The 23,585-nt window shown below is 69.8% G+C and carries 18 protein-coding genes; 8 read left to right on the top strand and 10 right to left on the bottom strand.

All coding sequences use genetic code 11. The features are described 5' to 3' along the window. The first annotated feature begins 8 nt into the window (after positions 1-8). Complete coding sequence (locus IPL40_08360) at positions 9-1,133, top strand: phospho-N-acetylmuramoyl-pentapeptide-transferase (GenBank protein MBK8481175.1); 1,125 nt, start codon at positions 9-11, stop codon at positions 1,131-1,133. Between the two features lie 136 nt (positions 1,134-1,269). Then, entirely contained in the window at positions 1,270-2,601 is a 1,332-nt protein-coding gene (gene murD, locus IPL40_08355; GenBank protein MBK8481174.1) for a UDP-N-acetylmuramoyl-L-alanine--D-glutamate ligase, read from the top strand. 13 nt (positions 2,602-2,614) lie between these two features. Here the strand turns inward: murD and IPL40_08350 are convergent, their stop codons facing one another. Continuing rightward, positions 2,615-2,947, bottom strand: a complete 333-nt coding sequence (locus tag IPL40_08350) for a hypothetical protein (GenBank protein ID MBK8481173.1) — start codon at positions 2,945-2,947, stop codon at positions 2,615-2,617. A gap of 236 nt (positions 2,948-3,183) precedes the next feature. Between IPL40_08350 and IPL40_08345 the strand changes: the two genes are divergently transcribed. Further along, positions 3,184-4,557 carry a hypothetical protein gene (locus IPL40_08345; protein MBK8481172.1) on the top strand — a complete coding sequence of 458 codons (1,374 nt, stop codon included), beginning with the start codon at positions 3,184-3,186 and terminating at the stop codon, positions 4,555-4,557. Between the two features lie 118 nt (positions 4,558-4,675). On the opposite strand, the gene IPL40_08340 is transcribed toward IPL40_08345, so the two are convergent. Continuing rightward, positions 4,676-5,941 carry a hypothetical protein gene (locus IPL40_08340; GenBank protein ID MBK8481171.1) on the bottom strand — a complete coding sequence of 422 codons (1,266 nt, stop codon included), beginning with the start codon at positions 5,939-5,941 and terminating at the stop codon, positions 4,676-4,678. On the opposite strand from IPL40_08340, the gene IPL40_08335 reads away from it, so the two are divergent. The 3 genes from IPL40_08335 to IPL40_08325 are packed head-to-tail and all read left to right on the top strand — an operon-like array spanning position 5,931 to position 10,410. Further along, on the top strand, positions 5,931-6,950 hold the full coding sequence (locus tag IPL40_08335) for an undecaprenyl-diphosphate phosphatase (GenBank protein ID MBK8481170.1): 1,020 nt from the start codon (positions 5,931-5,933) through the stop codon (positions 6,948-6,950). The genes IPL40_08340 and IPL40_08335 overlap by 11 nt on opposite strands. Beyond that, positions 6,950-9,028 carry an elongation factor G gene (locus tag IPL40_08330; GenBank protein ID MBK8481169.1) on the top strand — a complete coding sequence of 693 codons (2,079 nt, stop codon included), beginning with the start codon at positions 6,950-6,952 and terminating at the stop codon, positions 9,026-9,028. The genes IPL40_08335 and IPL40_08330 overlap by 1 nt, the downstream gene beginning before the upstream one ends. Positions 9,029-9,057: 29 nt before the next feature. Then, the gene (locus IPL40_08325; protein MBK8481168.1) at positions 9,058-10,410 is read left to right on the top strand and encodes an AAA family ATPase; all 1,353 of its coding nucleotides are present in this window, start codon (positions 9,058-9,060) and stop codon (positions 10,408-10,410) included. 126 nt (positions 10,411-10,536) lie between these two features. Here the strand turns inward: IPL40_08325 and IPL40_08320 are convergent, their stop codons facing one another. Then, on the bottom strand, positions 10,537-11,241 hold the full coding sequence (locus IPL40_08320; GenBank protein ID MBK8481167.1) for a DedA family protein: 705 nt from the start codon (positions 11,239-11,241) through the stop codon (positions 10,537-10,539). Between the two features lie 207 nt (positions 11,242-11,448). Between IPL40_08320 and IPL40_08315 the strand changes: the two genes are divergently transcribed. Continuing rightward, the gene (locus IPL40_08315; GenBank protein MBK8481166.1) at positions 11,449-13,995 is read left to right on the top strand and encodes a glycogen/starch/alpha-glucan phosphorylase; all 2,547 of its coding nucleotides are present in this window, start codon (positions 11,449-11,451) and stop codon (positions 13,993-13,995) included. 49 nt (positions 13,996-14,044) lie between these two features. Here the strand turns inward: IPL40_08315 and IPL40_08310 are convergent, their stop codons facing one another. Beyond that, the gene (locus IPL40_08310; GenBank protein MBK8481165.1) at positions 14,045-14,692 is read right to left on the bottom strand and encodes a hypothetical protein; all 648 of its coding nucleotides are present in this window, start codon (positions 14,690-14,692) and stop codon (positions 14,045-14,047) included. Between the two features lie 585 nt (positions 14,693-15,277). Here IPL40_08310 and IPL40_08305 point away from each other — a divergent pair. Then, on the top strand, positions 15,278-15,541 hold the full coding sequence (locus tag IPL40_08305; GenBank protein ID MBK8481164.1) for a hypothetical protein: 264 nt from the start codon (positions 15,278-15,280) through the stop codon (positions 15,539-15,541). Between the two features lie 336 nt (positions 15,542-15,877). Here IPL40_08305 and IPL40_08300 read toward each other — a convergent pair whose 3' ends face one another. From IPL40_08300 to IPL40_08275, 6 genes are all read right to left on the bottom strand, one after another. Beyond that, positions 15,878-16,546 carry an ATP-binding protein gene (locus tag IPL40_08300; GenBank protein MBK8481163.1) on the bottom strand — a complete coding sequence of 223 codons (669 nt, stop codon included), beginning with the start codon at positions 16,544-16,546 and terminating at the stop codon, positions 15,878-15,880. After that, complete coding sequence (locus IPL40_08295; GenBank protein ID MBK8481162.1) at positions 16,543-17,142, bottom strand: nicotinamide mononucleotide transporter; 600 nt, start codon at positions 17,140-17,142, stop codon at positions 16,543-16,545. The genes IPL40_08300 and IPL40_08295 overlap by 4 nt, the downstream gene beginning before the upstream one ends. 77 nt (positions 17,143-17,219) lie before the next feature. Next, positions 17,220-18,386 (bottom strand): bifunctional methionine sulfoxide reductase B/A protein, encoded by a 1,167-nt coding sequence (locus IPL40_08290; protein ID MBK8481161.1) that lies wholly within the window; start codon positions 18,384-18,386, stop codon positions 17,220-17,222. Positions 18,387-18,601: 215 nt separating this feature from the next. Next, positions 18,602-19,672 carry a DUF4340 domain-containing protein gene (locus tag IPL40_08285; protein MBK8481160.1) on the bottom strand — a complete coding sequence of 357 codons (1,071 nt, stop codon included), beginning with the start codon at positions 19,670-19,672 and terminating at the stop codon, positions 18,602-18,604. 1 nt (position 19,673) lies between these two features. Continuing rightward, positions 19,674-22,622, bottom strand: coding sequence for a Gldg family protein (locus IPL40_08280; protein MBK8481159.1), 2,949 nt, complete (start codon positions 22,620-22,622; stop codon positions 19,674-19,676). Beyond that, on the bottom strand, positions 22,619-23,581 hold the full coding sequence (locus IPL40_08275; protein ID MBK8481158.1) for an ATP-binding cassette domain-containing protein: 963 nt from the start codon (positions 23,579-23,581) through the stop codon (positions 22,619-22,621). Before IPL40_08275 ends, IPL40_08280 begins: the two co-directional genes overlap by 4 nt. Positions 23,582-23,585 lie beyond the last annotated feature (4 nt).

The following is a 23,585-nucleotide window of genomic DNA, read 5'->3' as shown; positions in this document are numbered from 1 at the left end:
GAGCGCGGATGCTCTTTCACTTGCTCTATCCCCTGCGACACCACTTCGGCCTACGCTGGCTCAACGTCGTCCGTTATCCGTCGACGCGCATCATCGCCTCGACCTTGACGGCGATGCTGATCAGCTTTTTTCTCGGCCCGTGGTTCATCCGCCAGCTGCAGTCGCGGCAAATCGGTCAGCAGGTGCGCGACGACGGGCCGCAGAGCCACCTCGCCAAGGCGGGCACGCCGACGATGGGTGGCAGCCTGATTCTGCTCGCCCTGGTGCTGCCGACCTTGCTGTGGTCTGACCTGAGCAACAAGCTCGTCTGGTTGGTGCTCTCGGTCACGGTCGGCTATGGCGCGATCGGCTTCGGCGACGACATGCTGAAGCTGGGGCGCCGCAGCAGCCGCGGCCTTCCGGGCAAGCTCAAGCTCCTCGGTCAGGGCGGGGTCGCCGCCGTCGCGCTGGCGATCGTCTTCTGGGGTCAAGGCGTGTTCTCGCCCTCGATCGCCCTGCGCCTGGCCCTCCCCTTCGTCGGCTTCGATCGCCGCCCGCTGCGCCTTCCCGCGCCCCTCTATTTCGTCCTCGCCTGGTTCGTCGTCGTCGGCAGCTCCAACGCCGTCAACCTCACCGATGGGCTCGACGGCCTGGCGATCGGTCCGGTGATCGTCAGCGCCGGCACCTTCCTCTTCCTCTCCTACGCCGGTGGGACGGTGCTCGGCCGCAACAAGTTCAATGTCGCCCAGTACCTCAACATCCCCTTCATCGCGGGCGCCGCCGAGCTGGCCGTCTACTGCGGCGCGATGGCCGGCGCCGGTGTCGGCTTCCTCTGGTACAACACCTACCCGGCCTCGGTCTTCATGGGCGACGTCGGCTCGCTGGCCCTCGGCGGCGGCCTCGGCATGCTCGCGGTGCTGACCAAGAACGAGCTCGTCTGGCTGCTGCTCGGCGGGGTCTTTGTCGTCGAGGCCGTGTCGGTGATGGTGCAGGTGCTCTCGTTCAAGCTGACCGGTAAGCGCGTCTTCCGCATGGCGCCGATTCACCACCACTTCGAGCTCAAGGGCTGGGCCGAGCCGAAGATCATCGTTCGCTTCTGGATTATCTCGATCATGCTGGCGCTGCTCGCGCTGGCTACCCTCAAGCTGCGCTAGCGCCGGGCCTGCGGCCGCGCGTCGGGCGGGCGCCGCGGACTGAGCAAGGGCCGCGCAAGAGCGGGACGCAAGCAGCGGGACGCAAGCGGCGCGACGCAACCAGCGGGAGAGGGTGATGCAGCTCGAAGGAAAGCGCGTGGTGGTCGTGGGTGCGGGACGGTCGGGGCGAGCGGCTGCCGCGCTCTGTCTGGCGCGCGGTGCGCACGTCACCCTCAGTGACGCTCGCACCGCCGCCGCCGTGCAGCCGGCGCTCGGCGAGCTGGCCACGCGCTGCACGCTCGAGCTCGGCGCCCATCGCGCCGAGACGCTGCGATCGGCGGACTTGGTCGTCGTCAGCCCGGGCGTGCCGCCGCTTCCCCAGCTCGAGGCGGCCGAGGCGGCCGGCGTACCGCTGATCGGCGAGCTCGAGCTGGCCTATCGCTGCGTACGCGCGCCGATCATCGGCATCACCGGGACCAACGGCAAGTCGACGACGACCAAGCTGGTGGGCGAAATCCTGCGCGTGACGGGCCGGCCGGTGTTCTGGGGCGGCAACTTCGGCCAACCGCTGAGCGAGGTCGTGGACCAGCCGGTCGCCGGACCCGAGGGTCTGCTGGTGCTCGAGCTCTCGAGCTTCCAGCTCGAGCGCATCGAACAGTTCAGCGCGCATATCGCCGTGCTGCTGAACCTCAGCGAGGATCATCTCGATCGCTATCCGAGCTACCTGGCCTACCAACGGGCGAAGGCGCGGCTCTTCGAACGCCAGCGGCCCGAGGACTTCGCCCTGCTCAGCGACGAGCCCGACCAACCCGAGGTTCGGGCGCTCGCTGCCGCGGGCCGGGCCCAGCGCCTCGGCTTTGCGCTCGCACCCGGGGCCGAAAGGGCCGCCTGGCAAGCAGAGGGCGCCCTCTGCTTGCGGCTGCCCGGCGGTGAGGTCGAGCGTTATCCACGACGCGCGCTGCGCCTGCCCGGACGCCACAACACCCTCAACGCCCTGGCCGCGCTCCTGACGGCGCGCCTCGCCGGTGCCTCGGTGGCGGCCTGCGAGCAGGGCCTACGCCAGTTCGTCGGCTTGCCTCATCGCATGGAGCTGGTCGGCGAGCGCGCGAGCGTGCGCTTCTACGACGATTCGAAGGCGACCAACGTTGGCGCCGTGGCCGGATCGCTGGCTGGCTTTGAGCAGCCGGTCGTGCTGCTGGCCGGGGGCAAGGATAAGGGCGGCGACTACGCGCCGCTGCGGGCGGTCGTCGAGGAGGTCTGCCGCCACGTCGTGTTGATCGGCGCCGCCGCCGACCGCATCGCCAGCGCCCTCGCCGGCACCGTGCCGCTGCACCGCGCGCCAACCCTCGAGCAGGCGGTGGCCGACGCCGCCGCGCTCGCGCAGCCCGGCGACGCGGTCGTGCTCTCACCGGCGTGCAGCAGCTACGACATGTTTCGCGACTTCGAGCACCGCGGTCGCGTCTTTCGCGCGGCCGTCGCGGCGCTCTGAACGACGCAGGGCGCTAGCCGGCGTCGGCCCGTACCTCGCAAACGCCGACGGTTGCCGGACAGCGGTCGACGCCGAGGGCCTCGCCCTGGCGCGCCGTGTTGCAAACGTTGCCGCTGTTGCAGGAGGGCGCCGCGCCATCCTTGCCCCAGCAACCATTCCCCGAAAACCCACACTCGTAGCGCGAACGGTCGCCGCCGTACTTATGATAGAGGCCGTCGTCGCCGCAGCCCGCGCTCACGCCCAGGCCCACCAGGACCCCTGCCACGAGCAAGAGCCGTCGCAACACGCTCGGAAACACGCTCGGAAACACGCTCGGAAACACGCTCGGAAACACGCTCGGAAACATGGTCAGTCCACCTTTCCCAGAGGTCGGAGTTGCCGGGGATCGAATCCCAGCCTTCGGGCCCCCACAACCAGCGGCCGCGCAGCTCAGCCTGGCACCCTGCTCAGGTACCACGGCGCGCGCGCCGCGGTCCACCGCAGCCGCAGGCACGCCTCTGCCCGGTGGCGGCCCTCCGGGGGCGCGCCCAGCGCCCGGCCGCGGGGCTTGCTGCGACGGGTGGCGTCGACCATCATCGTCGCATGCACCCGTCGCTCGACCCGCTCAGGCCGCGCCGCCAGCCTCGCCTGGGCTGCCGCCGGGCCGCGCTCGCGCTCAGCGCCCCGCTCGCCCTCAGCGCCCTGCTCACCCTCAGCGCCGGCTGCGGTGGCGGCACGCCGGGCCTCTCCTCGGGCCCGACACGGGGCTCGGTCGATGCCGGCGGCCGAGGCGCGCAGGCAGCCAGCGACAGCCGAGCGCAGTCTCGGCGCGACGGCCTCGTCGCCCTTGGTCCGGATAGCGCGGCCTACTGGCGGCCCGAGGGCCCCGCGGCGGCCGATGCCGGCGCCGATCGCGCCGTCACCCAGCGACCACCCGATGCCAGCCCGAGCGCTGACGCGGGGACGACCCCGCCACCCGCCGCGAGCTGCAGCAGCCCGGCCCCCGTCGGGGCGACACGCGCCCCCAGCGCTCGGCGCTACAGCCGTGGTAGCTGCCCGACCTGGCACGCGGGGCGGAATGAAATGGAGACCGGACCGAGCAAGCGCAACTTCCTGCTGGTGCTGCCAGCGACGCCGGCGCGGCCCAACGAGCGCTTCCCGCTGGTCTTCGCCTGGCATTGGCTCGGGGGCTCGGCCGCGGCGATGGTCGAGCGCGGCCGCCTGCAGCAGACGGCCAACCAGTACCGCGTGGTCTTCATCGCGCCCGAGGCCAAGGGCGACGTGACGATCCTCGGCGGCGGCGTCGGCCTCCTTGGCTTCGCGTCCGTACCCTGGCCCTTCATGGCGACGGCGGAGAACCGCAGGGTCGAGGAGGAGCTGGTCTTCTTCGACGACCTGCTCTCCTGCGCCGCGGCCCAGCTGCCGATCGACCAGGACTGCGTCAGCACGATCGGTCTCAGCGCCGGGGCGCTCTTCTCGGCGCAGCTCGCGGCGGCCCGCGGCGACTACCTGGCCTCGCTCGTCTCGCTCTCGGGCGGCGTGCAGAGCACCAAGCCACTGAGCAACCTGCTGCTACGCCCCTGGTCCAACCCAGGCGCCAGCGCCACGCACCGGCTGCCCGCGCTCGTGCTCTGGGGCGGCAGGGGCGACGAATGCCTGACGATCGATTTCGCCAGCGCCTCGCGAGCGCTGGAGACCGTGCTCATCGCCAACGGTCACTTCCTCGTCGAGTGCGTCCACGACTGCAGCCATGGCCTGTGGTTCGACGACGAGCTCTCGCCCGCGGCCGGCGAGCCCCTGCCCTTCGCCAGCCTCGTCGCCTTCGTGCTCGCCCACCCCTATTGGCTGGCCCCGGGCGCCTCGCCCTACCGCGTCGGCGGCCTGCCCCCGGGCTTCTTGCCCTTCTGCGGCGTCGGCGCCGGCCGCGCGATTCAGCGCTACGGCCTCTGCCCACCCTCCAAGTGCAACCTGCTCTGAGCGCAGCCCGTGCGCTCGGGGCAACCCGCGCGGGCCGAGCGGAGGTGCTCGCCAGCCACCCGCCCGGGGCGCGGCGCTGCTGCCACCTGCTGCTGCTGGCGGGCGCCGGAGGTAGCCGTCAGAAACCGGCTAGCACCCTGCTCACCGCTTCGGGTGCCAGACCTGGCACGACGCCGCCTGCGCTCCGCTCGCGACGCCCGCCACCGGCTGAAGAAGCCCGCGGCCCTCGTTCCTCGGCCTGATGCGCCGGCACGGTCACGCCGAAGCCGCTGGCGGGGAGCGGCACGAGCAACCCGCTGCCCGCGGCGTCAGGCTGCAACACGAAGCGCCAGTCCGCCACGGTCGGGGCGAGCGCCGCCTGCTGCCTGGCCCCGCCCTCGGCCTCCTGAAGCGCGAAGAGCCTCGTGCGCAGCTCGACCCACCCCTCGGGCAGCGCGATCGCGCGCTCGGCGCCATCCAACCCCTGGAAGCGCAGCCTTTGCGTCTTCCTCGGCGAGCCCGCGCTCGCCCCCTTGCCAGCCGCCGCGCGGCCCCGCGTCTCCGTGCTTACGCCCCACCGCTGCCCCTCGCGATCGACCCAGGTCGTCGGTTCCTGCTGGCGCGAGAACCAATGCTCCGCCGGCAGCGCGGCCGCCGGGAAGTGCGTCCGCTCGACCAGCGCGGCGAAATCGCCGGACGTGCCCGCGATCACCACGGTATCGTGCTCGCGTAGGGCCTCACGATAGCGGGCCGGGGTCAGCGGATGGACGCCCCCCGCGCCGTCGATCCAGAAGGCCTCGCTCTCGACGAGCTCTGGGCTGGTGAAGAGGGTCCGGCCGAAGACCCCGAGCAGGTTGCCGGCGGAACCCCGGACCTCGCTGAGACCGGTCCACAGCGATCCCTGCGAGGTCCCGAGCCTCGTTGGTACCCGCAGCGGCGTCGAGAACTCGAGCTCGGGCCTGCCGGGAAAGCCGGGCTCGAAGAAGGCCCGCTGCGTCACCGTCGGCGCTGACGCGCGCTCCGCCGTGATCCGCTCGAGGCGCACCACGCGCCGCAGCGCCGGGCTGAGGAAGTGGCCGAGCTGCGGCCCGGCGGCAAAGGTCCCGCTGAGGTCGACCCGATGCTCCTCGATGAGAGCGGGGATTTCACCGCCAGAGGACCGAAGCGGCGCCCTGCCGCTAGCGGCGAAGAGGTGCGGAACCGACCGCCCCATCGCGGGCCGCTCGGAGGCCCGCGCGCGCGCAGCGCCGCCCGCGGCGAAGGCCGCCAGCACCAGCGCCCCGAGCATCGCCGGCCCGCCCCTTCGCCCGCGCGTCTGGCCACTCGGCTGCGTCGTTACAATCCTCTTCGTCACAATTTTCTTCGCCACCATCTGCTTCGCCACGAGCTTCGCCATGCGTCCCATACCCGCCCTCCCCTTGCGTGGGCCTATCGCACGGCGCCAGCCGCCGATCAAGCGTCAGTCGGGCGCGTCAGTCGGGCGCGCTCTGGATGGGCCCCGCGACATTTGCATTCGTCGCCCAAGTCGGGTATGTCCCGCCTCCCCGCGCCAGCCCTTGGGCCCCGCGCGCGGCTTGGCGTGGCAGGAAAGGCTCGTGCACCAGGCAGTACGCCCACTCGGCTTGAGCGACGCGGTGGTTCTCGGCGTCGTCGAGGGCTTGACCGAGTTCTTGCCGATCTCGTCGACCGGCCATCTGATCATCGCCGGCCACCTGCTCGGCCAAGAGGGCGAGCTGGCCGCGACCTTCGAGATCGTGATCCAGCTCGGCGCGATCCTCGCCGTCGTCTGGCTCTACCGCAGCCGCCTCTGGCAGCTCGCGCGCGGCCTCGACCAGGCCGGCCCTCGCCTGCTCGTCGCCAAGCTGCTGCTGGCCTTCCTGCCGGCCGCCGTCGCCGGCTTGCTCTTGCACCGCCCGATCAAGCTGCACCTCTTCGATCCGGCGGTGGTGGCCTGGGCCTTGGTCGCCGGGGGCCTGGCGATCTTGCTGATCGAGCGCCGCGATCATAGCCGCGGGGTCGCCGAGCTCGAGCAGGTCAGCCTGCGGCAGGCCTTGGTCATCGGCCTGGCGCAGACGCTGGCGCTGATCCCCGGCGTTTCGCGCGCCGGCGCGACGATCATGGGCGGCCTGCTCGTCGGCCTACGCCGCACCACCGCGACCGAGTTTTCGTTCTTCCTCGCCATCCCGACGATCGGCGCCGCTACGCTCTACGACCTGGCGCGGCACTACACGCTCTTCGCCGACCAGGGCGCGGCGCCGCTCGGCGTGGGGCTGGTGACGGCCCTCGTTACAGCAATGCTGGTTATTCGCTGGCTCTTGTCGTATGTCAGCCGACGCGATTTCAGCGCCTTCGGCTACTATCGCGTGGCCCTCGGCGCCCTGGCGCTGCTTCTCCTCAAGCGCGGAGTTCGATGATGTTATTGGACCGGTCTCTCGTCAGAAACATTGGCATCTCAGCCCACGTGGACAGCGGCAAGACGACGCTGACCGAGCGGGTGCTCTTCTACACCAAGCGGATCCATCAGATTCACGACGTCAAGGGCAAGGACGGCGTCGGCGCGAAGATGGACTCGATGGACCTCGAGCGCGAGCGGGGCATCACGATCTGCAGCGCGGCGACCCACTGCGAGTGGCTCGGACACCACATCAGCATCATCGACACGCCGGGACACGTCGACTTCACGATCGAGGTCGAGCGCTCCCTGCGCGTGCTCGACGGCGCGATTCTGGTGCTCTGCGCCGTCGCCGGCGTGCAGAGCCAGTCCTTCACCGTCGACCGGCAGATGCGCCGCTACGGCGTGCCGCGGCTCGCCTTCGTCAACAAATGCGACCGCGCCGGCGCCAACCCGGTGCGCGTACGCAATCAGCTGCGCGAGACGCTCGCGCTCAACCCCGTGCTCTTGCAGCTGCCGATTGGCCTTGCAGACGCCTTCGAGGGGCTGATCGACCTGATCGAGATGAAGGCCTACAGCTTCTCCGGCCCCAACGGTGAGACGATCGAGGAGCGCCCGATCCCCGCCGACCAGGTCAGCGAGGCCGCCACGGCCCGTGAGGAGATGCTCGACGCCCTGTCGATGTTCTCCGATGCGTTGACCGAGGCGATGCTCGAGGACCGCGTCACGATCGAGCTGATCCGCGCCGCGGTGCGCCGCGCGACGATCGACCTCAAAATCGTGCCGGTGTTGCTCGGCTCGGCCTACAAGAACAAGGGCGTCCAGCGGCTGCTCGACGCGGTGATCCAATACCTGCCCGATCCGAGCGAGGTGCCGAACGAGGCGATCGACCTCGACAATGATGGGGCCAAGATCGCCGTGCGCAGCGATCCCGCGCTGCCGATGATCGCGCTGGCCTTCAAGCTCGAGGATGGCCGCTACGGCCAGCTGACCTATCTGCGCATCTACCAGGGCACGATGGCGCGCGACGACAGCGTGATCAACGTCCGCACCGGCAAGAAGCATAAGGTCGGGCGCCTGGTCCGGATGCACGCCGATGAGATGGAGGATATCCAGGAGGCCGGCCCCGGCGAGATCGTCGCCATGTTCGGCATCGACTGCAACTCGGGCGACAGCTTCACCGACGGCAAGATCAACGTCTCGATGACAGCGATGCACGTGCCCGATCCGGTCGTCTCGCTCTCCGTGCGTGCCACCGACACCGCCTCGGAGACGCGCCTCTCCAAGGCCCTGCGACGCTTCACCAAGGAGGACCCCACCTTCCGCGTGACCACCGACGCCGAATCCGCCGAGACGTTGGTCAGCGGGATGGGCGAGCTGCACCTCGAGATCTACCTCGAGCGGATGAAGCGCGAGTACAACGTCTCCGTCGAGGTCTCGCCGCCGCAGGTGGCCTACCGCGAGACGGTCTCGCGCCGCGCCGACTTCGACTACCTGCACAAGAAGCAGACGGGCGGCTCCGGGCAATACGGTCGGGTGGTCGGCTTCATCGAGCCGCAGCCCGGCGGGGGCTTCACCTTCGACGATGAGACGCGCGGCGGCGTGATCCCGAAGCAGTTCATCAGCTCGGTGGAGAAGGGCTTCCGCTCGATGCAGGCCAAGGGCCGGTTGATCGGCGTGCCCGTGGTCGACGTCCGCGTGGTCGTCAACGACGGCGCCGCGCATGCGGTCGACTCCTCGGATATCGCCTTCCAGGAGGCCTCGCGCGGTGCCTGGCGCAGCTGTTACGAGAAGGCGTCGCCGCGCATCCTCGAGCCGATCATGCGCGTCGTGGTCGAGACCCCCGCCGACTTCGGCGGCGCGGTGCTGACCACCTTGGTGCAGCGGCGCGGCATGATCATCGGCTCGCAGGAGGTCGATCAGATGGCCCGCATCGAGGCCGAGGTGCCGCTGGCGGAGATGTTCGGCTATGTCACGGCGCTGCGCTCGGCCACCCAGGGCAAGGCCGAGTTCACGATGGAGTTCGGCCGCTACCTCGAGGTGCCGGTCAACATTGGCGAGGAGCTGGTGGCGAAGGCGCGCCGCGAACAGCAGGGCTGAGCAACGGCTTACCGCGCTGAGGAGGCAACATGGACAGTCAGAAACCGCCCGCGCTGGCGAGCTCGGCAACGCTACAGGACTCAGTCACGCTGCAGAATCCGCTGCACCTCTTGGCGCAGTCGATGCACGGCTGGCCGGGCGCCGGCCGCCTCGGGGTGGTGATGGCGCGCGCCGGCGAGGGCAAGACCGCGTGCCTGGTGCAGATCAGTCTCAGCCACCTGCTGCGCGGCCAGACGGTGCTGCACGTCTCGCTGGAGCACACCCTCGACCATGTGCAGTCTTGGTATGACGCGCTCTTCGACCACGTCGCCGGCGACGAGGAAGAGCGCCGGCTCGAGGCGACGCAGGCGTTGGTCACGCACCGCCGCATCATTCTGACCTTCGGGGACCGCCGGCTGCGCCCGGAGAAGCTGGCGGAGTCGCTGGCGGCGCTGCGCGCGACGACCCGCTTTCAACCCGAGGTGCTGATCATCGACGGCTACGACTTCGATGGCCTGAGCACCGAAGAACAGCACAGCGCGATCGATGGCTTCCTCGCCCAGGCCGCCGAGCTCGGCGCCGAGCTGTGGATGGCGGTGCAGACGCACCGCGAGCATACGGGACAGCATCCCCTGCGGATGCCGCCGCCCACCGACGCCTGGGGTGAGCGGATCGAGGTGGCGCTCTTCCTCGAGCCGCATGACGGCGCCGTGGCCGTGCGCCTGCTCAAACGCCACAACGAGAGCTCCCCGGCAGAGACGGCGCTGCGGCTGCAGCCGCGCACGCATCGGCTCGTGACGCAGGAGTTCAAGGTCGTCGGCGACGGTCTCAGCGCGCAAACGACGGCCAGCGGGGTTACGCTGCTCTCCGGCGGTGCCGCGGGCACCGAGAGCGAGTTCGGCGCCTGCGCCGAGCGCTGGGGTCTGCGCGAGCTGAACTTCACCTTCGCCGGGCGCACGCCGGCCCGCGCGCGCAACCTCCTCTGGCTCAGCGAGCAGGAGCTGGCCCAGGGTGCCGTCAGCCCGATCTACCTGCAGGCCCACATGCATCGCACCTTTCCGGATAGCGACCAGCTCCGGCGCACGCTGCAGAGCATCTGGCATCAGGTCAACACGGCGAGCGAGGTCTTCGCGGTCGGGATCATCCAACCCGACGAGACCGTCAAGGGCGGCACCGGCTGGGCCGTGGAGCTGGGCCGGTCGTGGAAGAAGGCCGTCCACGTCTACGACCAGGAGCGCCGCGCTTGGTACGCCTGGGAGGGGACGCGCTGGGTCGCCGAGGAGCCGCCGCTGATCCGCGCCCGCCGCTGGTGTGGCACCGGCACGCGCAGCCTCGCCGAGCACGGCCGCAACGCGATTCACGAGCTCTTCGAGCGCTCCTTCGGCCCCGCCCGGCAAAGCTGAACGCGCGGCCGCGGGCCCGGGCCCCGCAAGCAGCCCGCAGCCAAGAACCTGCGCGTAAGAACCTTCGCGCGTCCGTCCCGCTGGCTACGCGCTGGCCCTTGGGCGCGAGCGCGCTCCTCCGGGTCGTCAGCGCGACTCGGTGGCGCTCGTCACCGTCTGAGGCTTCGGCGGCGGATCGCCGGCGCCGGAGGCACTCCGCTGACCACGCGCCCGCAGGTACTCGATCACGATCGGGAGCACCGAGAGGACGATGATCGCCATGATCACGATGGTGAAGTTGCGGCGTACGACCGGGATATTGCCGAAGAAGTACCCGGCATAGCTGAAGAGCGCGACCCAGACCACCCCACCCACGATGTTGAAGAGGAGGAAGCGCCGGTAGCTCATCGCGCCGACGCCGGCGACGAAGGGGGCGAAGGTGCGAATGATCGGCACGAAGCGGGCGAGGATGATCGTCTTACCGCCATGCTTCTCGTAGAAGCGGTGGGTCCGCTCGAGGTAGTCCTGGCGCAGCCAGCGCACGCGACCGTTCAACACGCGCGGCCCAGCCCAGGCGCCGATCCAGTAGTTCAGGGTGTCGCCGGCGATCGCGGCGACGGTGAGCAAGAGCACCAGCAGGTGGACGTCGAGCGAGCCGATCGCCGCGAAGGTGCCAGCCGCGAAGAGCAACGAGTCGCCCGGAAGAAAGGGCGTCACCACCAGCCCCGTCTCGCAGAAGACGATCAGAAAGAGCAGCAGGTGGGTCCAGACGCCGTACTGCGCGATGATCGCACCCAGGTGCCGATCGAGGTGCAGCACGAGATCCACGAGCATCGTCAGCAGCTCCGTCATGTGCCATCGACTCCTTTCGCCGCCCAGCTCCAGCGCGGGCGGCGCAGTGTGCCCCAGCCTCGCTCCCGCGGCAACCGGTTCCAGGCGCCGGCGGAGGCGTGCGGCCGCGGCGCGATCCCGTGTATGATCGCCGCGCTCGACTCAAGCCGCGCCAGCAGCACGTTCGCCGCGCGATCGCCCTGATCGGCCGCGGCCGGGAGGGCTCCGATGCAAGACAGCACGCTCTTTCAGCGCTGGGAAACGTTCAACAAGGGGATGGACAGCGAGAGCATCCTGCGCTCCTTCGCCAGCCACCTCGAGTACTCGTTATCCAAGGATAAGTTCACCGCCACGCCGCACGACCTCTACCTCGCGCTGGCCCTGGCGGCGCGCGACCGCATGGTCGAGCGCTGGATCCACACGCAGCAGACCTACTACCGCAAGGACGTCAAGCGCGTGTACTACCTCTCGGCCGAGTACCTGATCGGCCGCGCCCTGGTCAACAGCCTGATCAACCTCGGCATCTATGATGAGACGCGGACGGCGCTCAAGCAGGTCGGCCTCGACCTGGCCGACCTCGTCGAACAGGAGCCCGACGCGGGCCTGGGCAACGGGGGCCTGGGTCGCCTCGCGGCCTGCTTCCTCGACTCGATGGCGGCGCTCGAGCTGCCGGCCTACGGCTACGGCATTCGCTACGAGTTCGGCATCTTCGAGCAGGTGATCCGCCACAATCGCCAGCTCGAGCGGCCCGAGCTCTGGCTCAAGGCTGGCAACCCCTGGGAGGTCGCGCGCCCGGAGCGCGCCTACGTCGTGCATTTCTACGGGCAGACCCGTCACCTCAAGCTGCCGGATGGGCAGCTCAGGGTCGAGTGGGTCGACACGCAGCGCGTGATCGGCATGGCCTACGACTACCCGATCGACGGCTATGGCAACGAATCGGTCAACACCTTGCGGCTGTGGGCGGCACGCGCCTCCAAGGAGTTCGACCTCGACTACTTCCACCACGGCAACTACCTCAAGGCCGTCGAGGAGAAGAACCTCTCCGAGAACATCTCCAAGGTCCTCTACCCGAACGACACCTTCTTCGAGGGCCAGGAGCTGCGGCTCAAGCAACAGTACTTCTTCGTCTCCTGCTCGATTCGCGACATCGTCCGCCGCTATCTCGTCAGCCACAGCGACTTCACGGCCTTCCCCGACAAGGCGGCGATTCAGCTCAACGACACCCACCCCTCGCTGGCGATCGCCGAGCTGATGCGCCTGCTGATCGATGAGCACGAGCTGCAGTGGGAGGTGGCCTGGGACCTGACCGTCCGCACCTTCGCCTATACCAACCACACCTTGCTGGCCGAGGCGCTCGAGCGCTGGCCGGTATCGATGCTCGGTAACCTGCTGCCCCGCCACCTCGAGATCATCTACGAGATCAACCGGCGCTTCCTCCGCGAGGTCGCCGTGCTCCACCCCGGCGACGACGACCGCCTGCGCCGCGTCTCGCTGATCGAGGAGCAAGGCGACAAGCACGTGCGGATGGCGCACCTGGCGATCGTCGGCTCGCACTCCGTCAACGGGGTCTCCAAGCTGCACACGCGGCTGCTGATGGAGCGTGAGCTGCGCGAGTTCCATGAGCTGCTGCCCACGCGCTTCAACAACAAGACCAACGGCGTGACGCAGCGCCGTTGGCTGCTGGCCGCCAATCCCGCGCTCGCGGCGCTGATCAGCGCGCGCATCGGCACGCGCTGGCCCCTCGAGCTCGACCAGCTCCGCCAGCTCGAGCCGCTGGCGGAGGACCCGGAGCTGCAGCAGGCCTTCGCCACGATCAAAGATCAGAACAAGCGAGCGCTGGCCGAGCTGACGCGCGCGCTGACGGGCTTGACGATCGATCCGCGGTCGATCTTCGACGTGCAGGTCAAGCGCATCCACGAGTACAAGCGGCAGCTGCTCAACGCGCTGCACTTCATCGCCACCTGGCTCAGGCTCAAGCACGACGGTCCGGGGGACTTCCACCCGCGCACGGTGATCATCGGCGGCAAGGCCGCACCCGACTACAAGACGGCCAAGCTGATCATCCGCTTGATCTGCAGCGCCGCCGATCGCATCAACAACGATGCCACCACGAGCGAGCTGCTGCGCGTGGTCTTCCTGCCCAACTACCGGGTCTCTCTGGCCGAGCGCATCATCCCGGCCGCAGACCTGGCCGAGCAGATCTCGACGGCGGGCTTCGAGGCCTCTGGCACCAGCAACATGAAGTTCATGCTCAACGGCGCGCTGACGATCGGCACGCTCGACGGCGCCAACATCGAGATGCTGGAGGAGGTCGGCGAGGACAACATCTTCATCTTCGGTCACACCACAGAGGCGTTGACGGCGCTGCGGCCGCACTACCAGCCCCGCACCCACCTCGAGGGCCAGCCCTGGCTGCGCGAGGCGATCGACATGATCCGCGACGGCTTCTTCTCGCCCGAGGAGCGCGGGCTCTTCGAGCCCCTGATGCGTGACCTGCTTGACGACGATCGCTTCTTCGTCCTCGCCGACTTCGCGGCCTACGCGGAAGCCCAGCAGCGGGTGACGGCGGCCTACGCCAACTCAGCGGGGTGGCTGCGACGGGCCATCCTCAACGTCGCCCGCAGCGGACGCTTCTCCTCGGATCGCGCCATTCGTGAATACAACCGTGACATCTGGCATGCCGAGCCGATCTCGGTCACGCGCGAGGCGATGGTCCCGCGGGTCCGTCGGGGCCTGCGGCGCAGCGCCACGGGAGAGTTCATTCCGGAGAAGTGAGAGGGACGGGAGCGGCGGGCGCTACGCGAATATAGCTAACCCGCTCGGACTAGGACCTGGGCACGCAGATGCGGCCGGTGATCGGTGCGGGCTTGCCCAGGGAGTCGCCGAGGATCACCAGCGCGCCGGTCGCACCAGCGTAGGCGCCGTCGCCGCCGGTGATCATGATCTGCTCGGTGATCGTGCCGGTGGCCGTATCGATCAGATTCGTGTCCCGCGTCTGAATCGAGCCGCCGGAAAACTTCAGGGCCGAGCGCGCCGTCAGCACGAGTCGCGTTGGGAGCGTCGGCGGCGCCGGCCACTCATGCAAGGTCGCCGGGGTCGCGGTGCCGCCGAACTGCAGGGCCTCGGCCGTCAGCCCGGCGTAGCCCGAACCGTTCAGGGAGCCGAAGACGAACACCCTGAAGCAGGCCGGATTTCCGGTCGGATCAGGATTGCCGACGTAGGTCGGGCCAGGCAGCTTGGTGCTGATGGTGCACTTCCCGGCCGGCTCGGGCAGCAGCATCACCACCCCGCCGACGTGCTTACAGGAGGTGTCGCCGCTCAGCGCGGCGGCGCTTTCGGTGGCGCTCTCCGTCGGCAATGGTGCACCACTGTCGGCGGCTTCGGCTCCACAGCCCGCCGCGAGACCGACCCCCAGAAGAGCGGCCAAACCGGCGCCTGCGCGCGCGTGGGGACCCCAGGAACGATGCGACATGATGTCTCCTTCTGCTGCGGACTGCTGCGGACTGCTGCGGAAAAGCGAGCCGTCATGGCTCGGGCCGCCCAGTGACAGCACGAAATGCGCCAGCGTCCGGACGTCCGATGCGAGGGAGCGATCGGCCCTCCTGCCGCGGAGGGTCGCGGCCCCGCTACGCCGGCCCCAGAGGCGGCTGCAAGGCGCTCTGCGCCACGGCAGGGGCCAAGGGCGCCCTGGGCTGAGGGGCGGGGAAGGGCAGGAGCGATGTCGCTCGCTGGCACTCGGAGCAGCACTCGGAGCAGGAACCGGTGGCCGAAGCGGGGGCGCGCGCCCCCTAGGCGCAGCGCCGCGGGGGCGCGCGCAGCGCTGGCTCAAACGACCGCTAGGCCCCCCGGTGGGCCAGGCGGCTGCCTTAGGTCGGTGACGGGGCGCTGCGGCCCCGGGGCGGGGGCCAGCAACCCCTGCCAGCAACCCCGACCTGTCGGTCGACCTGCTCAGCGTGAACGTCAGGAACGAATGGAGCCGCTGGGAGCAGGCGTTTCCGGCCTACGCCGCGGCCCATGGTCGCCGCTACCTCGACCCAGAGGAACTCGGCGATAGCGGGTGGCTGTGTTGGACCGCCGCGGCGTCACCGCCTGCCTCGAGGTCGACTTTGGCGGGATCGAGGCTCGGGCCGCGGCCGTCGGCGACTCCTCGATGCCCGACACGCTCTGCGGCGATACCTGCTCAGGCTCCTATTGCGGCACGAATCCCGGCGCCTTGGTCTTCGCGAGCGCGGACCAGCGCAGCTGGAAACGGCTGGGGGATCTCGCGCTTTCGACCACGCCGACGGCGGCGACGCTGCCGTCGCGCGAGCCGTGGCGCTAGCTGCGCGGCTGTCGCGGCGGCGGCGGCGGCGGCGGCGGGCGCGCGAACCTCGCGATCGATGCTGTCCGCGCCTTGGGCGCGCGGACCCTGCCCCACGATCAATACCTCGCCTTTGGCCGCTTCGTCGCCCTGCTCTTCGAGCTCACGGGCAACACGCTCTACAGGACCCGCGCCGAACAGCTGGGGCGGGCGTTCAAGGCCGCCCTCGTCGCTGCGCCCGAGGCTCAGCGCTACGTCTGGCGCTACGCCGACGCCCTGCTCGCTGAGGACCCCGCGCGACCAGCGACGATCGAGGATACCTCCCACGCCAACATCGACATCGGCTTCGTGACGACGCTACACCGGCTCGGCCTGGTCTTCACGGCCGCGGACCTTCAGCGCTTCCCCAACACCTTCCTCGACAAAATCTGGGACCCCGCTGCGCTGGCAGGCCGCCCCCTGAGGCTCGGCGGCGTGGCCCTGAGCCGCCTGCTGCCCGGAGCGCAAGGCCGCCTCCGCCGCCCCTTCGCGGGCTGCGCCGCTGCCGGTGATCAGCGTGTAGGGCAGCCCGGCGACCTCCAGCGCCCGCGTCAGCAGCGCGTGGAAGCGCGCCCGTACCGCCGGGCCATCACGCTGGATGCCGTCCGCCACCCAGGGCAGATCCGGCGCCAGCAGCAGCGTCGTGTGGTAGCGGGCGTGGTGCGCCAGGGCAGCCGCGTGCAGCGAGACCTCGGCGAACAACAGCTCGCTATAGGCCGCGGTCACCAGCGGCACCGAGTCGACGAAGAGCCAGCCGAGCCCGGCTGCGCGCGCGGCGGCCTCGCCAGCCTGCTCGCGGCGAAGCTGCTCGGCGACGATCTCGGCCTGTTCGTTGGGCCGCGGCGTGCGCCCGAGCAGGTCGCAGAACTCCCGCAGATACTCCCCAACCCACAGCCCGCCCAGGCGCTGCGCCAAGGCGCGCGCCAGCGTGGTCTTGCCGACGCATTCGGCGCCGACGATCGCGACACGATGCACCGCTGCGCTCATGGGAGCTTCCGCTGCCAGCGGCGCCAGCCCGTCAGCGCCAGGCCAGCGAAGATCACGTAGAGCAGGCTGGTGAGCCAGAGCTGCTTGCTCGCATAGAGCACCGTGCTGACCACGTTGACCACGACCCAGACCGGCCAGGTCTCGACATACTTGAGCGCGAGCAGCACCTGGGCGATGCCGCTGCCCACGGTCGGCAGCGCGTTGAAGTAGGGCACGTCCGAGTCGGTGAAGCGTGCCAGCAGGGCGCCGAAGGCGGGCCAGAGCGCGAGCCAGCCCAGGGCGACCGCGGCGCGCTGCAGCCCGCTCAGCCGGGCCACGCGCAAACGCGTGGGAGCGCTCTCCGTGCCGCCCCCGAGCAACCAGCGATGCCAACCCCAGATCGACGAGCCGAAGAAGAAGGCCTGGACGGCGACGTCACCATAGAGCCGACTGCTGAAGAAGAGCCACGCATAGAGCACGCTGGCGACGATGGCCAGCGGCCAGCCCCAATGCAGCTCGATCACGTTGCAGCTGACACAGCCGAGCGCGAAGACGAAGGCCACGAGCTCGAGCCAGCTGACGTCGGCGCCGAAGAGCGTGAAGGCCAAGCTGAGCATCGCGCGGCAGTGTACGCGACGGGCTGCGCTCCCGCCCGGCGTTTATCGCAGCGGACGCGCGCGCCGAGGGCAGCGCCTCAGTCGCGCAGGAAGTGGCAAGTGTAACCGTCGGGGTGCTTGACCAGGTAGTCCTGGTGGTAGTCCTCCGCCGGATAGAAGCTGCTGGCTGCGACGATCGCGGTGACCACCGGACGCGACCACTTGCCGGAGCGGTCGACCTGCTGCTTTGCGCGCTCGGCGACGCGGCGCTGCTCCTCGGAGTGAAAGAAGATCACGGAGCGGTACTGCGTGCCGACATCGTTGCCCTGGCGGTTCAGCGTCGTCGGATCGTGCAAGCGAAAGAAGAAGCCGAGCAGCCGCTCGTAGCTCAGCCGCTGCGGGTCGAAGCGCACCTGCACGGCCTCGGCGTGCCCCGTGCGCCCCTGCTTGACGTCCTCGTAGCGCGGCGCCGCCGTCGTCCCGCCGCTGTAGCCGACCTCTGTCTGCAGCACGCCGGGGAGCTGGCGCACGAGCTCCTCGACGCCCCAGAAGCAGCCACCGGCGAAGGTGGCCACCTCGACCGCGGGCTCGCGTCTTGTCGCCACCGGGGCCACTGGGGCCGCCGGAACCACCGGCGCCACCGGGGCCACCGGGGCCGCAGCAGCCGCGAAGAGCGACGCATAGCGACCGTAGCCTTCCGCCTCCAGCCGCTCGGCTGGGATGAAGCGCAGCGCGGCCGAGTTGATGCAGTAGCGCTGCCCGCCGGGGCCGGGCCCATCCTCGAAGAGGTGGCCGAGGTGGCTCTCGCCCGCGCGCGATCGCACCTCGACGCGACGCATGCCGAGCTTGCGATCCTCCCGCTGCGCGACGCGCGCGGCCTCGATCGGCTTGCTGAAGCTCGGCCAGCCCGTTCCCGAATCAAACTTATCGAGCGAGCTGAAGAGCGGCTCCCCCGTCACCACGTCGACGTAGATGCCAGGCGCGTGCGCGTCCCAATAGGCATTCTGGAACGGGGGCTCGGTGCCCTCCTGCTGCGTCACGCGATACTGCTCCGCGCTGAGGGTGCGCTGCAGCTCTGCAGCGCTCGGTTTCGTGTAGCGTTCATCGGCTCCCATCTTGCGTTCTCCTCCCGCCGCGGGAAGCGCCCGCGGCGCCGGCCGCACCGGCCACAGCAGCAGGGCTAGCGTGGCCACCAAGGCGGCCGCGGCCAAGCCCAGCGGCAGCCGCTTGCGCGACCACCGGGCGCGACGCTCACTGGTCCACATTCCGTTGGCTCCGTCTTCAGGGCTGGATAAGCATGGCCGCAGGTCGAGCATTGGGCAAAGGGGAAGGTCAGCTTCGCGTGCAGGACGGTCGACGGTCTGCCGCCAAGCCGGCGGCGTCCGGCGTTGAGGACCTCGAGGCGATCGGGCTGCAGATCGAGGAAGCGCGCGCCGCGTTGGCTGTAGGGGCGCGGACTGGGAGAGGCGGACTGGGGGCGTTACTTCGCGGCGCCGGGCTTGCCCTTGGCCGCCGCCGGCGGCTCCGGCGGCTTCGCCAGCAGGTCTGCGCGCTTCTTGTTGAAGAAGAGGTCCCCGCTCCAGGAGGCGATCTTGATCACGAAGGGCGACTGCTCGCTCTTGGCGTAGTAGCGGTCGCCATCCTTGGCGCCGAGCCCCAGCACGAACGTCTTCTCCAGCGCTGCAACCGCCGCCGGGGCGGGCGAGGGCTGAGCAGCGGCCGCGGGCGTCGCTGCCGGCGTCGCTGCCGGCGTCGCTGCCGGCGTAGAGGTGACGAGCGTCAGCAGCGCCTTGGGCGGGTTGAGGCCGAAGGCCGGCTCGACCTTCTGGCCGACGGGCTGGTCGATGTTGACGGCGCTGGCCGAACCGAGCAGCGACTCGACCTCGCCCTCGTTGACCGTCTCGCCCTTCGCCATATCGGCGAGCGTCCACTTGCCGTCGGGGCCCTTGTGCAGCTCGATCTTGCCGTTGGCGTTGATCAGCGTCAGCGCGACCACGTCCTTGCGCTCGACCTTGAAGTACTCGGGCGCGATCCAGTCGCTCGGCTGCGCACCGATCTCCCAGCTCGAGAGCTCGCTCGCGGCGTAGGTCTGCGGCTCCGTCGCGAAGCGGAAGTGAGCCTTCTTCACGCCCGGCGAGGTGCCAAGAAAGAAGGTCGTCGGCTTCGCGCCCGCGGCGCTCGGCGTCACGGTGACCCGCCGCGTGAACTTATCGGCGGCCACCTCCAGCGCGTGCTGATGCTCTGGCTGGGTCGAGACCGGCTCGGCTGCCGTCAGCGCGCTCAGCTTGCCGATCAACTCGGTGACCTTGCTCTGGGTCACCGGATAGCCGCCACCGCTCGCCAGCACCCACTGCCCGCCCTCGCGAGCCAGCTCCACACGATGCGCTTCCCCATCGGCGATCTCGAGCCGCTCGAGCGTCGCGGCGCTGAGGTCCGGCAGGAGCTTGCGCGGCGCCACGGTAGCCGCAGGTCCACCGAGCAGCCGCGTCCCCGCGATGATCGCCAGCTGCACGGCAAAAAGCCCGATCAAGATGCGATTGGCCTTGCTCATCTCAAGCCTCCTTCGCACCGGCATCACCGGCGCCCGCGCTGCTCCGACCCGCCCCGCCGCCAGGCAGGACCATCGGCTTGAGCGTGCGCCGCCGCAGCAGGGTCAGCGCGACGATCGCTCCGAGCGCCAGCGCGACAAACGCGTAGTTGCCGCCCTCCCAGGTCGACTGCGCCCCCGACTCCAGCGGTCGCAGCGTGCGGGCATAGGCGCCGCGCGAGCGGATGCTCAGCAGGTCGACGTCCTCGACCGCCCAGTCCAGCAGGTTCTGCACCAGCTGCAGATTGCCGGTGAAGCGATCCGAGCCGGTCTGGCGCGAGAGGTTGAGCACGGGATCGCGGACGAAGTCGGCGCTGCCGACCACCGCGAGGCGCGCGCTCGGCAGGGATTGCTCGATCACCCCGGCGCTCTTATCACCGCTCGCCACCGCGCTCGGGGCAGCCTCGGCCTCCTTTGGCTCAGCGCCGGCCAGCAGCGGGTTCGTCTGCCCCTTGAAGCTGCTGACGAAGGCGCCCTTGGCCGTGACGGCCAGCACCTGCCGGCCGACCCCCGAGGAGGCCTCTTGGCCGAAGCCCCCTTGCGGGTAGCGGGCGAAGTCGGGCTGGATCGCGGCCGTCTCCTGGGTCCAGGCCTCGGCGCTCGAGCTGAGCAGCTCCGTGACCTCGATCCCCTCGCGCTTGCTTAGCTTGAGCGGCGAGACCCACTGCAAGGTGACCCCCTGCAGACCGCCGACCACCGGGCTACCCTCGGCCATGCCGTTCGAGCGCACATCGACCCAAAAGGGATAGCGGAGGAGCTGCACGTCGCGGATCGTCAGCCCCATCACGTTGCGCTCCACGGGGACAGGGAGCGCCTCGTTCTGCGGATCGAGCACCAGCTTCTTCTGCAGCTCGATACCCCAAGCTGCGAGCATCGGCTCGAGCTTGGTCTCGATCGCCCGAGCGGTCAGGCCCTCGACGTACTGGCCCAGCTGCAGCCCATAGGCCCCCGCGCAGATGATCACCGCGCCGCCGCGCATCAGATACTGGTCGATCGCGAAGCGCTGTTTGTCGTCGAGGTTCTCGGCGCCGACCACCAGCAGCGCGTCGACGTCGCCAGGCACGCGCCCATCGGTGAGGGGCGTGTTCTTGACGGTGAAGCCCTCGCCGAGGCGCTGCTGCAGCAGCTGATACTGCGGCTGCTGCGGCGGCTCCTGCTGCTGCATCATCGGGTTGCGCGGCTGGGGGCTCGCCGGCGCCGTCGTCACCAGGCCGATGGTCTTGAGGAAGCCGGGCGCGACGCGCTTGAGCGCCGCCTCGAGTTCGCGCCGCAGCTCGGCCTCTCCCAGCTCGGGCGCGAAGAACAGGGGTTCCTCGCGCGTGCCGGCCCGCAGCACGGAGTGCAGGTAGAAGGACTCGCCGGAGAGCAGCGAGGCCGCCAGCGGCCGAATGCCGTACTTCTGGAGCAGCTCGCGCCGCAGCGCCCGCTGATCGCTGCCGCTGGGGTCCACCTGCTCGAAGATCAGCTTGCCGCCGGCGCGTTTGCCGAGCTCGCCGGCCACCTTGGCCAGGCGCTCGGGCAGCGCGCGCAGGTTCTCGGGCAGCGTCTTCGGCGTGGCATAGAAGGTCAGCCGCGCCGGCTCGGCCAGCCGCGCGAAGAGCTCCTCGAGCGGCTTGAAGCCGTAGACGGCCTTCTTGATCGCGCGCGTCAGGTCGTACTCGAGGTTGCGGAGCTTGACCTCGATGTCGCGCATTCCCGTGACCTTGACCTCGATCAGATCCTCGAAGCCCAGCGTCTCGTACTTGTCGCCGTACTTGACGAGGATGCTGAAGTAGGAGTTGACGATGCCGGCCTCGTGGCGGCTCGAGAACTGAAAGGGCATGCTCTTGATGCCGAAGTCCTCGTTGGCCTCCTTCTCGGCGGCGGGGCTCTCCTGGGGGTCGATGAACTCGGCCCGCACCTGCTTGCCACCAAGCGCCGCATACTCGGCGAGGATGTCGCGAATTCGCGGCACCAGCGGCGCCAGCAGCGGATGCGTCTTGGCGGAGAAGTAGCCGCGGATGACCAGCGGCGCGGTCAGCCCCCTCAGCATCCCGCGCGTCACCGGCGAGATGCTGTACTCCCCGCGCTCGGTCAGGTCGAGTCGAGCGCCACCGACCGCGGCGACCGCCACGTTGAGGGCCAGGAGGTTGGCCACGACCAAGGCCGCGCTCAGCTTGAGCGCCCGCCGCCGCGGCCGGGTGCTCTCCCCGCGGCTCCAGCGCTTGCTCTCGAGCAGCACGACGTTGAGGAAGAGGAAGCCCGCGATCAGCGTCACGTAATAGAGGATGTCGCGCAGATCGAGCACGCCGCGGCCGATGCTCTCGAAGCGGCTACCGGTGCCGATCAGCCGCAGCAGCTCGGCCAGGCGATTGCCCGCGTAGTTGGCCACCAGATCGGAGCCGACGAGGTAGAGCCCGCCGCAGGCGCCGATCGTCAGGAAGAGCGCGACGATCGGGTTGCCGGTCGCCGACGACATGCAGAGCCCGATCGCGAGGTAGGCCCCCGCGAGCAGCAGCGCCGCGAGGTAGCCGCCAAAGACCGGCCCCCAGTCGATATCGCCGAGCCACGACACGCTGAGCGGCAGGCCGATCGTCAGCGCCAGCGCCACGCCGACGAGCGCCAGGCCGGCGAGGAACTTGCCGAGCACCAGGCGGCTGGTGCGAACGGGCAAGGTGAGCAGCAGCTCGAGCGTGCCGCTGCGCTGCTCGTCGCTCCAGAGCCGCATCGTCAGCGCCCCGACGAGGAAGACCAGCAACACCGGCAGCCACTCGAAGAGCGGCCGCACGTCGGCCAGGTTGCGCTGGAAGAAGGGCTTGACCCAAAAGAAGACGAAGAGCACGACGAAGAGGAACGTCGCCAGAAAGATCAACGCCACCGGTGAGAGGAAGTACGCGCGCAGCTCCTTGCGCGCTATCGAGAGCATCTGTCTCATGCTGCTGCTCCTGCTTCGCCCGACGCGCCGGCGGGCGCGCGTCCTTCGACGATGCTGCGGAAGACTGACTCGAGCGTCTGAGGATCGTCGCGCAGCTCGGCGAGACGCCAGCCCTGCTGGCGCGCGACGTCATAGATGGCGGGGCAGAGGGCGCCATGCTCGCCGGAGCCGGTCACGCGGAAGCTGGTGAAGCCGTTGGCGCGAGCGCCCGAGCGCACCTCGCTGACGCCGGCGATCCGCTCGAGCGCGGGTCGCGCCTGATCGGGTTGGGCGTCGATGCGGGCGACGGCCACGTCCCGGGCGCGCAGCGCATCGAGGCGGGCGTCGGCGCAGACGCGGCCCTCGTTGATCACCAGCACGCGCTCGCAGGTCAGCTCGACCTCGGGCAGGATGTGCGTGGAGAGCAGCACCGTCGCCTGCTTGGCGAGGTTCTTGATGAGCGCGCGGATCTCGACGATCTGGTTCGGGTCGAGTCCGCTGGTCGCCTCATCGAGCACCAGCACGCGCGGTCGATGCAGGATCGCCTGCGCCAACCCGACCCGCTGCCGGTAGCCCTTGCTGAGCTGGCCGATCGGCCGCACGAGGTGATGCTCGAGGCCCGTGCGCCGCACGGCCTCGCCGATCAACGCGCCGCGCTCGTCGGCGCCGAGCTGGCGCAGGTCGGCCACGAACTGCAGGTACTCCTGGACCACCATATCCGGGTAGACCGGCGCGTTCTCCGGCAGGTAGCCGATGCTCCGCTGCACCGCCAGCGGGTCGGCCAGCACGTCGATGCCCTCGACGACCGCCGAACCCCCGCTGGGATGGAGGTAGCCGGTGAGGATCTTCATCAGCGTCGATTTCCCGGCGCCGTTGGGGCCAAGCAGGCCCACCACCTCACCGGAGCCGATACTGAAGCTGGCGTCTTGCAGGGCCGGTACCTGCTCGTAGCTCTTGCTCAGGCTCTTTGCTTCGATCATTGGC

The organism is Pseudomonadota bacterium, assembly GCA_016711215.1.
GTDB lineage: Bacteria > Myxococcota_A > Polyangia.
The sequence above is the reverse complement of the archived record's forward strand: the minus strand, read 5'-3'. Positions and strand labels throughout refer to the sequence as shown.

Bases quoted from the DNA above. Each gene is read 5' to 3' on its own strand.
- IPL40_08360 (MBK8481175.1), top strand. From the start codon at position 9: ATGCTCTTTCACTTGCTCTATCCCCTGCGACACCACTTCGGCCTACGC.
- IPL40_08340 (MBK8481171.1), bottom strand. From the start codon at position 5,941: ATGGGACGCATGGCGAAGCTCGTGGCGAAGCAGATGGTGGCGAAGAAA.
- IPL40_08320 (MBK8481167.1), bottom strand. From the start codon at position 11,241: ATGACGGAGCTGCTGACGATGCTCGTGGATCTCGTGCTGCACCTCGAT.
- IPL40_08345 (MBK8481172.1), top strand. From the start codon at position 3,184: ATGCACCCGTCGCTCGACCCGCTCAGGCCGCGCCGCCAGCCTCGCCTG.
- IPL40_08330 (MBK8481169.1), top strand. From the start codon at position 6,950: ATGTTATTGGACCGGTCTCTCGTCAGAAACATTGGCATCTCAGCCCAC.
- IPL40_08335 (MBK8481170.1), top strand. From the start codon at position 5,931: ATGCGTCCCATACCCGCCCTCCCCTTGCGTGGGCCTATCGCACGGCGC.
- IPL40_08300 (MBK8481163.1), bottom strand. From the start codon at position 16,546: ATGAGCGCAGCGGTGCATCGTGTCGCGATCGTCGGCGCCGAATGCGTC.
- IPL40_08285 (MBK8481160.1), bottom strand. From the start codon at position 19,672: ATGAGCAAGGCCAATCGCATCTTGATCGGGCTTTTTGCCGTGCAGCTG.
- IPL40_08290 (MBK8481161.1), bottom strand. From the start codon at position 18,386: ATGTGGACCAGTGAGCGTCGCGCCCGGTGGTCGCGCAAGCGGCTGCCG.
- IPL40_08295 (MBK8481162.1), bottom strand. From the start codon at position 17,142: ATGCTCAGCTTGGCCTTCACGCTCTTCGGCGCCGACGTCAGCTGGCTC.
- IPL40_08275 (MBK8481158.1), bottom strand. From the start codon at position 23,581: ATGATCGAAGCAAAGAGCCTGAGCAAGAGCTACGAGCAGGTACCGGCC.
- IPL40_08315 (MBK8481166.1), top strand. From the start codon at position 11,449: ATGCAAGACAGCACGCTCTTTCAGCGCTGGGAAACGTTCAACAAGGGG.
- IPL40_08325 (MBK8481168.1), top strand. From the start codon at position 9,058: ATGGACAGTCAGAAACCGCCCGCGCTGGCGAGCTCGGCAACGCTACAG.
- IPL40_08280 (MBK8481159.1), bottom strand. From the start codon at position 22,622: ATGAGACAGATGCTCTCGATAGCGCGCAAGGAGCTGCGCGCGTACTTC.
- IPL40_08310 (MBK8481165.1), bottom strand. From the start codon at position 14,692: ATGTCGCATCGTTCCTGGGGTCCCCACGCGCGCGCAGGCGCCGGTTTG.
- IPL40_08350 (MBK8481173.1), bottom strand. From the start codon at position 2,947: ATGTTTCCGAGCGTGTTTCCGAGCGTGTTTCCGAGCGTGTTTCCGAGC.